This is a genomic window from Cupriavidus sp. 01L415, from assembly GCF_056400065.1.
Window position 1 is genome coordinate 357392 of sequence record NZ_JBFTSP010000002.1, and the last position, 12000, is coordinate 369391.

A 12000-nucleotide genomic window follows, 5' to 3' on the forward strand; every position below is an offset into this window, starting at 1 on the left:
ACGTATGACGCAAATCCATCCCACCGCACTGGTCGATCCGAAGGCAGAACTGGCCGCCGATGTTACCGTCGGCCCGTTTTCCATCGTCGGCCCGAATGTGCGGATTGGCAGCGGCACCCGGATCGGCTCGCATACCACCGTCGAAGGCCACACCAGCATCGGCGAAGGCAACCGCATCGGCCCGTACGCATCGGTGGGCGGTGTGCCGCAGGACATGAAGTACGCCAACGAGCCGACGCGGCTCGAAATTGGCGATCGCAACACGATTCGTGAATTCACGACGATCCATACCGGTACGGTGCAGGATCGCGGCGTGACCAGCCTGGGCAATGACAACTGGATCATGGCCTACGTGCACATCGCGCACGACTGCCGTGTGGGCAACAACACGGTGTTCTCCAGCAATGCGCAGATCGCCGGCCACGTGGAAGTGGGCGACTGGGCCATCCTGGGCGGCATGAGCGGTGTGCACCAGTTCGTGCGCATCGGCGCGCATGCCATGCTCGGCGGTGCCTCGGCACTCGTGCAGGACGTGCCGCCGTTCGTGATCGCGGCCAGCGACAAGAACGGCAACAAGGCCACGCCTCATGGCATCAACGTGGAAGGGCTGCGTCGCCGCGGCTTTGACGCGGGCCAGATCGCCGCGCTTCGCCAGGCCTACAAGCTGCTGTACAAGTCCGACCTGAGTTTTGACGACGCGCGCAACGAGATTGCCGCATTGCTGGCCCAGTTCGACGCTGCCACCGGCGTGCCGCTGCGTGCCTTCGTGGACTTCCTGGCCGCCACGCAGCGCGGCATTGTTCGCTGAAGCCCGGTTGGACATGGTCGACGCCGCAGTGCAGGCCGAACTGCCCGCTGTCGCGGGAATGGACGTGAACAAGCGCGGCACGATCGCCATGGTCGCCGGGGAAGCCTCGGGCGACTTGCTGGCATCGCTGCTGCTGGAAGGGCTCCACGCACGGCTGGGCGAGTCCGTGGACTTTGCCGGGATTGGTGGCCGCCGAATGATGGCGCAGGGCTTTGTTTCCCATTGGCCAATGGAGACGCTGTCCGTCAACGGCTACGTCGAAGTCCTTGGCTCCTTGCGGGAAATCCTGGCCACGCGCCGGGCGGTCCGAGACAAGCTGCTGGCGCAACCACCGCTGTGCTTTATCGGCGTGGATGCCCCCGATTTCAATTTCGGGCTGGAGGTGCCGCTGCGCCGCGCAGGTATTCCGGTCGTGCATTTCGTCAGTCCATCGATATGGGCCTGGCGGGGTGGCCGCATCCGCACGATTGCGCGCGCCGTTGACCACATCCTCTGCCTGTTCCCGTTCGAGCCGGAGATCTACGCGAAGGCCGGCATCCCCGCGACCTATGTCGGCCATCCGCTGGCCGATGTGATCCCGATGGTGCCCGACGTCGCAGGCGCGCGCGAAAAGCTGGGCCTTCCGGACGGCAAGCGGATTGTGGCTGTCTTGCCGGGAAGCCGTCAGTCCGAGGTGCGCAACCTCGGTGCCACCTTCTTCGCGGCCATGGATCGCATGCACCGCATGGACGGCAACCTGGCTTTCGTGCTCCCCGCCGCCAGCGCGCCGCTGCGTGCGATCGTCGAAGCACTCCATGCCCAGTATCCGGAGATCGACCTGACGATCGTGGAAGGTCAATCGCATCTGGCCATGGAATCCGCCGACGTGGTGCTGCTGGCCAGCGGCACGGCGACGCTTGAAGCGGCGCTGTACAAGAAGCCAATGGTGATTTCTTACAAGGTGCCCTGGCTGACAGCGCAGATCATGAAACGGCAGGGCTATCTGCCTTACGTGGGACTGCCTAATATTCTCTCAGGCCGTTTTGTCGTGCCCGAGTTGCTGCAGGACGACGCCACGCCCGAGGCGTTAGCGCGCGAGACGCTGCTGCAGCTCAACGACGAAGGCAATATTGCCTTCCTGCGCGAGCATTTCACTACCATGCACGAGACTCTGAAACGCGATACCGCCAACCTGGCTGCCGGCGTTGTGGTCGAACTCATGCACGGGCGGGGAGTGCGCTGATGGCCCGCACGAAAGCCGATACGACACCGTCTCCGCAACTGGGCCTGGAGCTGACGCAGACAGTCGCCGTGGTCCGGCGCCTGTGCGGCGTGGACGAGGCGGGGCGCGGGCCGCTGGCCGGCCCGGTCTATGCGGCCGCGGTGGTGCTCAACCCGGATCGCCAGATCCGGGGCCTGGCCGACTCAAAGATTCTGACTGCCGACAAGCGCGAAGTGCTCTTCGAACGCATCTGCGAGCGCGCACTCGGCTGGCATATCGCCTCGGCATCCGTCGCCGAGATCGATTCGCTCAATATCCTTCACGCCTCGATGCTGGCGATGCAGCGGGCGGTTGCGGGCCTCGCGGCCAGCGGCGTCATTCCCGACCTTGTTCAGGTGGACGGCAACCGCTGCCCGCAGGTCCCGTATCCCGTGGAAGCCATCGTAAAGGGCGATGCGAAGATTCGCGCCATCTCCGCGGCATCGATCCTGGCCAAGGTGGCGCGGGATCGCGAGCTTCACGCCTTGCATGGGGAGTATCCGCAGTACGGGTTCGACAAGCACGTCGGCTATCCCACGCCTCAACATCTTGCTGCGCTGGAGCAGTTCGGTGCCACGCCGCATCACCGCCGGTCGTTCGCGCCGGTTCGCGTGGTGCTGCAGCGCGACGCACTGCCTTTCTGAGACACTTCCTTGAAGCACGTCACCTCGCGCGACAACGCGCTGTTCAAGCACCTGAAGGCCCTGACGGGCTCCACGCATCAACGCCGCAAGGCGGGGCAATCCGTGCTCGATGGGGTTCATCTGGCGCAGGCGTACATCGCTGCGCTGGGACAGCCTGCCAGTTGCGTGGTGGGTGAACGTCACTACGACCATGCCGAGGTACGTTCGCTGCTGGACCAGGTCGATCCCGACAGGGTGGTCGTGCTGGCCGACGCGCTGTTCACGCAGATCAGCAGTGTGGTGAATGGCGTCGACCTGATGCTGGTGGTTGACACGCCGGCGGGCCACCTGCCGTCGAAGATCGACACCGATTGCATCATCCTCGATGGCGTTCAGGATGCAGGCAACGTGGGCTCGATCCTGCGTAGTGCCGCCGCAGCGGGGATTCCGCACGCGTTCCTGACAACTGGCTGTGCATTCGCATGGTCGGTCAAGACGCTGCGCGCCGGCATGGGTGCGAACTTCCATCTCAATATCGTCGAGCATTGTTCGCTGGAGATGCTGGAGAGCCGTCTGGCGGTACCGTTGCTGGCGACGTCATCCCACGCGGATGCGGCTGTGTTCGACACCGACCTGCGCGAGCCTGTCGGATGGGTGGTTGGCAACGAAGGCGCTGGCGTCAGCGAGGCATGGATGGCGCGCGTATCGCGCACCGTGGGCATTCCGCAGCCTGGCGGGCTGGAATCGCTGAACGTGGCGGCGGCGACGGCCGTGTGCCTGTTTGAAGCGATTCGCCAGCGGCGCGCGTAGCGTCGCCGGGGCGGTCGTCGTGCCGCCCGATCCGTGGCAAATCTGGTGGCCTGCAGTCATGGCAGTCATGGTGGTCATCGCAGTCATTGCGGTCATTGGTCCTGCGGCAAGTCTTGACCACACAATGCTGCGCCCGTAGCCACCACCGGGCCACGGGACGATTCTCAAAATGCTAGTAGTTGTCGCGGTCGACCTTGATCTCCTGCAGGATGGTCGTCGCGATCTCTTCGATGGACTTGTGCGTCGAAGACAGCCACTTGATGCCTTCGCGGCGCATCATCGCCTCCGCTTCATTGACCTCATAGCGACAGTTCTCCAGTGCCGCATATTTGCTGCCCGGGCGCCGCTCATTGCGGATCTCGGTCAGGCGGTGCGGATCGATCGACAAGCCAAAGATCTTCGGTTTGAACGCATAGAGCGCCGACGGTAGCCGCCCGCGCTCGAAATCATCCGGGATCAGCGGGTAATTGGCGGCCTTCAGTCCATACTGCATGGCCAGGTAGAGGCTGGTCGGGGTCTTGCCGCTGCGCGACACGCCCACCAGGATCACGTCAGCTTCTTCCAGGTTCTTGTGCGACTGGCCGTCGTCGTGTGCCAGCGAGAAGTTGATGGCCTCGATCCGGTTCTTGTAGGCCTCCGTGTCCGCGTTCTGGTGGAAGCGGCCGATGGCATGCGTGGACTTGAGGCCCAGTTCCTTTTCCAGCGGTTCGATGAAGGTCTGGAACATGTCCAGGATCATCCCCTTCGCACGCCGCATGGCCTTGTTCGATTCGGCGTTGACCAGCGTGGTGAATACGATGGGTGGCGCGCCCTCGTTGTAGAACGCCTCATTGATCTTGCCGACGGCGACATGTGCCTTTTCCGGCGTATCGACGAACGGCATCCGAACTTTCCGAAAGCGCATTTCGAACTGCGCCAGGATCGAATGACTGAACGTTTCCGCCGTGATGCCGGTGCCATCGGAAACGATAAAAACCGTACGTACGGCAGGGCGATCGGCGCTGGCAGGGGTGGCTGCCGGAGTCTGAGGGGCCGGGACGGTTGTCGTGCCGGGCGCATGCGCCGGTTGAGACGCATCAGGCGCTTCGGGGAGGGACATGTCTGATCAATTATTTGAAGCCGCCTCTGCGCGGAAGTGCGGTGCGGCACGGTAGAATAGCGGCGATCTTTTGGCTAAGCAATTCAGCCGACGTCGACGGGGCAACGATCTGCGGTGGGATTGTTGACAATGTGCGCCGCAGCATAGGACCCTTCCGACGGCAAACTCAGGGAATGCTTAGCCAAGCGATCCACCGGGAACAGAACGCCAACAACATACCGGTCGGTGCAAAAGATTTCTTACTTTGTTTTGAGGCTTTTATGACCAACCAGGCAGATAACGGCGCCTATGTGCTGCCGTTCGAGCAGTTGCGCATGCATGACGTGGAAATCGTCGGCGGCAAGAACTCTTCGCTGGGCGAGATGATCTCCCAGCTGGCAGAGGCCGGCGTCCGCGTTCCCGGTGGTTTCGCCACGACCTCGCTGGCGTTCCGCGACTTCCTGCAGCACAACAACCTGACCGCCCGCATTTCCGAACGCCTGAAGACGCTTGACGTCGACGACGTGAAGGCCCTGGCGGAAGCCGGCGCCGAGATCCGCGGCTGGGTGGCCGCCGCCCCGTTCCAGCCGCGCCTGGAGCAGGAGATCCGTGACCACTACGCCCGCGTGTCCGCGCGCGAAGGCGCCGAGGCCTCGTTCGCCGTGCGTTCGTCCGCCACCGCTGAAGACTTGCCCGACGCTTCGTTTGCAGGCCAGCAGGAGTCCTACCTCAACGTCAGCGGCATCGACGACGTGCTCGACAAGATCAAGCACGTGTTTGCCTCGCTGTACAACGACCGCGCCATTTCCTACCGCGTCCACAAGGGCTTTGCGCACGACGTGGTGGCGCTGTCCGCCGGCGTGCAGCGCATGGTCCGTTCGGATCTGGCCGCTTCGGGCGTGATGTTCACCATCGATACGGAATCGGGTTTCCCGGACGTGGTCTTCATCACCTCCAGCTACGGCCTGGGCGAGACGGTGGTGCAGGGCGCGGTGAACCCGGACGAGTTCTACGTCTTCAAGCCGACGCTGCAGGCTGGCAAGTACCCGATCATCCGCCGCTCGATCGGCTCGAAGCTGATCAAGATGGAATTCACGGGCCCGGGCGAAGCCGGCCGCGTGAAGACCGTGGACGTGCCGCCCGAACTGCGCAACCGTTACTCGATCACGGACGACGATGTCTCCGAGCTGGCGAAGTACGCCATGATCATCGAGAAGCACTATGCCCGCCCGATGGACATCGAGTGGGGCAAGGACGGCAAGGACGGCAAGATCTACATCCTGCAGGCGCGTCCGGAAACGGTGAAGAGCCAGGCCGCCGGCAAGGCCGAGCTGCGCTTCAAGTTGAAGGGCACCGCCCCGGTGCTGACCAGTGGCCGTGCCATCGGCCAGAAGATCGGTACCGGCCCGGTGCGCGTCATCAACGATCCGTCCGAGATGGAACGCGTGCAGCCCGGCGACGTGCTGGTGGCCGACATGACCGACCCGAACTGGGAGCCGGTGATGAAGCGCGCCGCTGCTATCGTGACCAACCGGGGTGGCCGTACCTGCCACGCGGCCATCATCGCCCGTGAACTGGGCGTGCCGGCCGTGGTGGGTTGCGGCGATGCGACCGACTTGCTCAAGGATGGCACGCTGGTGACGGTGTCGTGCGCCGAAGGCGACGAAGGCCGCATCTATGATGGTCTGCTCGAGACCGAAGTGACCGAGGTCCAGCGCGGCGAAATGCCGGAGATCGAGACCAAGATCATGATGAACGTGGGCAATCCGCAGCTTGCGTTCGACTTCGCGCAGATCCCGAATCACGGCGTGGGTCTGGCTCGCCTCGAGTTCATCATCAACAACAACATCGGCGTCCACCCGAAGGCGATCCTCGACTATCCGCAGGTCGATGCGGACCTGAAGAAGGCCGTCGAATCGGTGGCCCGTGGCCATGCCAGCCCGCGCGCGTTCTACGTGGACAAGCTGGCCGAAGGCATCGCGACGATCGGCGCGGCGTTCTATCCGAAGCCCGTGATCGTGCGTCTGTCGGACTTCAAGTCGAACGAGTACAAGAAGCTGATCGGCGGCTCGCGCTATGAGCCGGACGAGGAAAACCCGATGCTGGGCTTCCGCGGCGCCTCGCGCTATATCTCCGACGAGTTCGCCGAAGCGTTCGAGATGGAATGCAAGGCCATGAAGCGCGTACGCGACGAAATGGGTCTGACCAACGTCGAGATCATGGTGCCGTTCGTGCGGACGCTGGGTCAGGCGGCAAAGGTCATCGAGCTGCTGGCCAAGCACGGCCTGAAGCGTGGCGAAAACGGCCTGCGCATCATCATGATGTGCGAAGTGCCGTCCAACGCCATCCTGGCCGAGGAGTTCCTGCAGTATTTCGATGGCTTCTCGATCGGCTCGAACGACCTGACGCAGCTCACGCTGGGGCTGGATCGTGATTCCGGCATGGAACTGCTGGCCCGGGACTTCGACGAGCGCGATCCGGCTGTCCGCTTCATGCTGCAACGCGCCATTTCCACGGCGTTGCGCCTGGACAAGTACGTCGGCATCTGCGGTCAGGGCCCCTCGGACCATCCGGACTTCGCCGCCTGGCTGGCCAAGGAAGGCATCAAGTCGATTTCGCTGAATCCGGACTCCGTGGTGGAAACCTGGCAACAGCTGGCTTCCTGATCTGGCTTCCCAAGGCATTTCGCGTCACAATAGCTTCATCCCAAGACGGCGCCCGACCTGGTCGGTGCGCCGCGCGGCACCGGCCCTGCGGCAGGTGTTCCATCTGCCCCCGCAGACGCCTTAAGCGTGTCGCGGGGGTTTTTTATTGGCCGGATGTCTTGTATCTGGACGAAAGGAGCGGGATGGCGTCGTACTACCTTTGGTTTGCCGCCGCGGTCGTGCTGGTGATCGCGGAGATGGCGACGGGGACTTTCTATCTGCTGATGATCGCCGTCGGCGTGGTTGCGGGCGGCGTTGCGGCACTGCTGGGGGCCGTGGTGCCCATCCAGACCGTGACCGCGGCGCTGGTGGCCATCGCATGCATCGTCGGGCTGCGCCGGACGCGTTTCGGCAAGCTGCGCCGGAGCGAGGCGTCGACCAATCCCGACGTCAATCTCGATATTGGCCAGGAGCTGGAAGTGCCGGGCTGGGACAGCTACCGGCGCGCCCGCGTGCCATATCGCGGGGCCGACTGGACCGTGGAACTGGTCTCCGGCAGCGAGCCAGTGCCAGGGCGATTTCGCATCATCGAGATCCGTGGCGCCACGCTGATCGTCTCGCCGCGCTGAGCCGGGCTTCCCCTGCCGGCGTTCCCAACATTCTTGTCGTTTGCCGTTTCCTTCTTGGGGGGAGTTGTACATGCTTGCGTACCAGCTTGGCTTGTTTCCGCTAATCCTGCTCATCGGCGCCATCGTGCTGATCGCCAAGGGCATCAAGATCGTCCCGCAGCAGCATGCATGGGTGCTTGAGCGGCTCGGGCGCTATCACGCAACGCTGACGCCGGGTCTGTCGATCGTGGTGCCGTTCGTCGATCGGGTCGCCTACAAGCACATCCTCAAGGAGATTCCACTAGACGTGCCGAGCCAGGTCTGCATCACCAAGGACAACACGCAGTTGCAGGTGGACGGCGTGCTGTACTTCCAGGTGACGGACCCGATGAAGGCGTCCTACGGGTCGAGCAATTTCGTGGTGGCCATCACGCAGTTGTCGCAGACCACGCTGCGGTCCGTGATCGGCAAGCTCGAACTGGACAAGACCTTCGAGGAGCGTGAGTTCATCAACCACAGCGTGGTCAATGCGCTCGATGAGGCGGCGGCCAACTGGGGCGTGAAGGTCTTGCGCTATGAAATCAAGGACCTGACGCCGCCCAAGGAGATCCTGCACGCAATGCAGGCGCAGATCACCGCCGAGCGTGAAAAGCGCGCGCTGATTGCGGCATCGGAAGGCAAGCGTCAGGAGCAGATCAACCTTGCGTCGGGTGCGCGCGAGGCGGCTATCCAGAAATCGGAAGGCGAAAGGCAGGCGGCCATCAACAAGGCCCAGGGGGAAGCTTCGGCGATCCTCGCCGTGGCGGAAGCCAATGCGCAGGCGATTGCGAAGATCGGCCACGCCATCCGGGGGGAGGGCGGTTCCGAGGCCGTTAACCTGAAGGTGGCCGAGGAGTATGTGGCGGCGTTTGGCAATCTGGCCAAGCAGGGCAATACGCTGATTGTGCCGGGCAATCTGGGGGAGATGAGTTCGATGATTGCGTCCGCGCTCCAGATCGTAAAAGGGCAGAAGGCCGCCTGACAGCAATATCCGCCCCTTCGAACGAAAACGGAGGCCGAAGCCTCCGTTTTTTTATTCCTTGTTGTCGCTCTTCATCAGGCGCGCCTTTTCGCGCTGCCAGTCGCGATTCTTCTCGGTTTCGCGCTTGTCGAACTGCTTCTTGCCCTTGCCGAGTCCGATCTCGCATTTGACGCGGCCACGCGTGTAATGCAGGTTGAGCGGCACCAGGGTATAGCCGCGCTGCTCCACCTTGCCGATCAGTTTCTTGATCTCGTCAGCCTTCAGCAGCAGCTTGCGGGTCCGTACCGGGTCCGGCTTGATATGCGTCGAGGCGCTTTGCAGCGGGCTGATGTGGGCGCCGATCAGGTACATCTCCGCGTCGCGCACGACGACATAGCCTTCCTTGATTTGCACGCGCCCGGCGCGGATAGCCTTGACTTCCCAGCCTTCCAGCACGATCCCGGCTTCAAATCGCTCTTCGATGAAGTAGTCGAAAAAGGCCTTCTTGTTGTCAGCGATGGTCATGCGGTGGGGTGGGTTCCTAAGCGAGACTGCCGCAGCGCGGCAGGCGTGAAAAGCGATTGGCCGGGGCGGAAATGTGCGCCGGGGGTGCCGTGCGCGCGCCTGTCGGCTAAAATCGGGATTCTAGCAAACCAATCCGGCCCCGGCCCAGCCCCGGCCGCGCCCCGCAATCCGAATACATGGCAGACGTCCATAAATCCGTCCTGCTCGGCTACTCGGCCGAGCAGATGTACGACCTGGTCACCCGCGTGGAGGACTATCCCAAGTTCCTGCCGTGGTGCGGCGGCGTGGAGGTCTTCGAGCAGACCGAAACGCTGCTCGACGCCAAGCTCCATATTCACTTCAACGGCATCAAGCAGTATTTCCACACGCGCAACGTCCAGGAGCGTCCGACTCGCATCGATATGACGTTCGCCGATGGTCCTTTCAAGACATTCAATGGGTCCTGGCGCTTTACGCCGCTGCGTGCCGACGCCTGCAAGATCGAATTCCACCTGCACTACGAGTTTTCCAGCTTCATTCTCGAGAAAATCATCGGTCCGGTATTCAGCATGATCGCGAATACCTTCGTCGACTCCTTCGTCAAGCGTGCCGAGGTGGTTTATGGCAACAAAGACTGAAGCGGCGGACGTCGTGCGCGTGTCGGTCTGTTATGCCCGTCCGGACGGCGTGTTCCTGAAAGACATCGAGGTGGCGGCGGGCACGACGGTAATTGGGGCGATCAATGCCAGCGGGCTGGTCGAGGCGTATCCCGAGGTCGATCCGTCCACGCTTCGCGTAGGGATCTACGGCAAGCTCAAGACTCCTGACACGGTGGTGCGCACTGGCGATCGGGTCGAGGTTTACCGGACGCTGACGGCCGATCCGAAGCAGGCTCGCCGCAAGCGGGTGCAGAAGACCCGCCAGACGGGAACGCGCGAGGGCCTGAAGTGGCTGCGCGGCGGGGGTGGCCAGGAGGGCTGACGACCCCCAGGGCGCCGCGGTCAACCGCCGGCTTTCAGCTGCAGTGCTGCGAGATCGATTCGTTCATCCGCGCGAGTTCGGCCACGCGCTCCTCGCCGCTCAGGCGATTGGGAGAGCCGTCGGGGCCGGCTTTTGACACGCGCATGCCTTCGCGCAGGCCCGTGGCGTAGTTGCTCATCTCCTGGCACCGCGTCTGGCGTGCCAGTTGTTCGCGTTCCTTGGTGGCGGCTTCCAGGTCGGCCTTGAGCCTGGCTTCGCGGCGTTCGCGGAATGCTTGATCGGGATCGGCCGGGGCATCCGTCTTGTCTTTCACCCGGGCGGATGCCGGGCGCGCACGAGGTGCCTCCGGCCTGGCTTCGGGTTGGCCTTCGGCCTTGGCGCTGTCGCCCTTGGCGGCGGCATCCGCTTCCACCGGACGATAGGCCCCGGGAGCCCGGCCGGGCGCAATGATAACGGCGCGGTCAGGTACGGATGGCGGTGGCGGCACATCGCTATACACCATGCGTCCCGTGCTGTCCTTCCATTGCCATTGGGAGAAGGCCGTGCCGGGGACGGCAACAGCGGCGGCGACAAGCAGGTACAGCGCGGACGATCGATTCATGGCGAAGGCGTCTGGACGGGTTGGGCGATGGTGCTATCAGACTGCGGTGGGGTTGACAACGATGTGACCCCCGCGTCATTGCCCGGTAGTCTACTGAGACTTGTCCGTGGCATGCAAGCGCACGGACCAGGCCACGCCGACCATCAGCAACACGATGGCGGCTATTTCCAGGGGGCGCGGCCAGCGGTGATCGAACACAAACCCATATGCCAGCGCGAACAGCGTCTCAAATACGATCATCTGGCCCGAAAGCGTCAGGGGCAGCCGGCGGCTGGCGATGTTCCAGAGGTTGTTGCCAATTAGCGACGCCCCGAGTGCCACCGCGGCATTGACCATCCAGAACCACTGCCAGTCGCGGCCGCTGCCCGGTGCGGTCAGGGCATCACCGAGCACCAGCCAGCCGATGGCCGCGAGCACCACGGACACCAGTCCCGTCGACAGCCCATATAGTGCCGACCATTCGTTGCCGCTGTAGTGCGGGTTGCGCTGCAGGTAGCGGGCGTTGTCCACGGCATAGAGCGTCCAGCAGACCAGTGCCCCCGCCGCACAGGCCACGCCCGCAATCTTTTGCCAGACTGGTCTAACTACGGCACCCACGGCAGCGCCATGCGCGCCGGCGCCGCCGCCGAACAGATCGATATTGATGCAGGCGATGCCGGTGGCGACCACCAGCAGCGGCCAGATCAGACGGGTCAGCGGCACAGCGCCGTGGTCGCGCCGACCCATGATGGTGACCGAGATCGGCAGGATGCCAATGATCAGGGACGTGGGCCCCACGCCAGCGAGTTGAACGCCAAACGCCAGCAGCACGTAGTACAGCAGGTTGCCGGTGAAGGCTTGCCGCAGCAGCGCCACGCAGTCCGCGCGAGTGAGCTTGCGGGCGATGCGCGCCAGCAGGGGCAGGGCGGCGAGGAGGGCCACCAGCCCGTAGGCCAGGTATCGGCCGATGGCCAGCTCCCATGGCGAAAACACCGGCAGCAGCTTCGGTGCGATGAACACCATGCCCCAGAACGCACCCGCCAGAAGGCCACACAACACGCCGATTCCCATGGTCTCCCGATATCGTTGTCTGAAAGGGAGGCCGAGAATAGCAAAGGCCTTG

13 protein-coding genes are annotated in these 12000 nt (G+C 63.6%); 9 read left to right on the top strand and 4 right to left on the bottom strand.

Features of this window, described 5'->3' with window-relative positions; all coding sequences use genetic code 11:
- The first annotated feature begins 4 nt into the window (after positions 1 to 4).
- Genes lpxA through AC1DOX_RS06915 form a run of 4 tightly spaced genes read left to right on the top strand, consistent with a single transcriptional unit; the run spans position 5 to position 3481 of the window.
- Positions 5 to 808 (top strand): acyl-ACP--UDP-N-acetylglucosamine O-acyltransferase, encoded by an 804-nt coding sequence (lpxA, locus tag AC1DOX_RS06900; protein WP_441614810.1) that lies wholly within the window; start codon positions 5 to 7, stop codon positions 806 to 808.
- Positions 809 to 821: 13 nt separating this feature from the next.
- Positions 822 to 2030 carry a lipid-A-disaccharide synthase gene (gene lpxB, locus AC1DOX_RS06905; protein ID WP_441614808.1) on the top strand — a complete coding sequence of 403 codons (1209 nt, stop codon included), beginning with the start codon at positions 822 to 824 and terminating at the stop codon, positions 2028 to 2030.
- Positions 2030 to 2692 (top strand): ribonuclease HII, encoded by a 663-nt coding sequence (gene rnhB / locus AC1DOX_RS06910; RefSeq protein ID WP_441614806.1) that lies wholly within the window; start codon positions 2030 to 2032, stop codon positions 2690 to 2692. The genes lpxB and rnhB overlap by 1 nt, the downstream gene beginning before the upstream one ends.
- A gap of 9 nt (positions 2693 to 2701) precedes the next feature.
- On the top strand, positions 2702 to 3481 hold the full coding sequence (locus tag AC1DOX_RS06915; protein ID WP_441614804.1) for a TrmH family RNA methyltransferase: 780 nt from the start codon (positions 2702 to 2704) through the stop codon (positions 3479 to 3481).
- Between the two features lie 172 nt (positions 3482 to 3653).
- Here AC1DOX_RS06915 and ppsR read toward each other — a convergent pair whose 3' ends face one another.
- On the bottom strand, positions 3654 to 4580 hold the full coding sequence (ppsR, locus tag AC1DOX_RS06920) for a posphoenolpyruvate synthetase regulatory kinase/phosphorylase PpsR (protein WP_441614802.1): 927 nt from the start codon (positions 4578 to 4580) through the stop codon (positions 3654 to 3656).
- A 260-nt stretch (positions 4581 to 4840) separates the two neighbouring features.
- Here ppsR and ppsA point away from each other — a divergent pair, with 260 nt between their 5' ends.
- The 3 genes from ppsA to AC1DOX_RS06935 all read left to right on the top strand — a co-directional run bounded on the left by ppsA (position 4841) and on the right by AC1DOX_RS06935 (position 8833).
- Complete coding sequence (ppsA, locus tag AC1DOX_RS06925; protein WP_441614800.1) at positions 4841 to 7225, top strand: phosphoenolpyruvate synthase; 2385 nt, start codon at positions 4841 to 4843, stop codon at positions 7223 to 7225.
- A gap of 182 nt (positions 7226 to 7407) precedes the next feature.
- Positions 7408 to 7833: an NfeD family protein gene (locus tag AC1DOX_RS06930; protein ID WP_441614798.1), complete on the top strand. Its 426-nt coding sequence runs from the start codon at positions 7408 to 7410 to the stop codon at positions 7831 to 7833.
- 70 nt (positions 7834 to 7903) lie between these two features.
- Complete coding sequence (locus AC1DOX_RS06935; RefSeq protein WP_092133937.1) at positions 7904 to 8833, top strand: SPFH domain-containing protein; 930 nt, start codon at positions 7904 to 7906, stop codon at positions 8831 to 8833.
- A gap of 51 nt (positions 8834 to 8884) precedes the next feature.
- On the opposite strand, the gene smpB is transcribed toward AC1DOX_RS06935, so the two are convergent.
- Positions 8885 to 9337, bottom strand: coding sequence for an SsrA-binding protein SmpB (smpB, locus tag AC1DOX_RS06940; RefSeq protein WP_092133935.1), 453 nt, complete (start codon positions 9335 to 9337; stop codon positions 8885 to 8887).
- 176 nt (positions 9338 to 9513) lie between these two features.
- Here smpB and AC1DOX_RS06945 point away from each other — a divergent pair, with 176 nt between their 5' ends.
- Both AC1DOX_RS06945 and AC1DOX_RS06950 read left to right on the top strand, forming a co-directional pair.
- Complete coding sequence (locus AC1DOX_RS06945) at positions 9514 to 9954, top strand: type II toxin-antitoxin system RatA family toxin (protein WP_092133933.1); 441 nt, start codon at positions 9514 to 9516, stop codon at positions 9952 to 9954.
- A complete protein-coding gene (locus AC1DOX_RS06950) occupies positions 9938 to 10297 on the top strand; it encodes an RnfH family protein (RefSeq protein WP_441614795.1) in 360 nt (119 codons plus the stop codon). Before AC1DOX_RS06945 ends, AC1DOX_RS06950 begins: the two co-directional genes overlap by 17 nt.
- Before the next feature lie 34 nt (positions 10298 to 10331).
- Here the strand turns inward: AC1DOX_RS06950 and AC1DOX_RS06955 are convergent, their stop codons facing one another.
- Together AC1DOX_RS06955 and AC1DOX_RS06960 are read right to left on the bottom strand one after the other, a co-directional pair.
- A complete protein-coding gene (locus tag AC1DOX_RS06955; protein ID WP_441614793.1) occupies positions 10332 to 10898 on the bottom strand; it encodes a DUF4124 domain-containing protein in 567 nt (188 codons plus the stop codon).
- A 90-nt stretch (positions 10899 to 10988) separates the two neighbouring features.
- Positions 10989 to 11948: a DMT family transporter gene (locus tag AC1DOX_RS06960; protein WP_441614791.1), complete on the bottom strand. Its 960-nt coding sequence runs from the start codon at positions 11946 to 11948 to the stop codon at positions 10989 to 10991.
- Between the last annotated feature and the right edge of the window lie 52 nt (positions 11949 to 12000).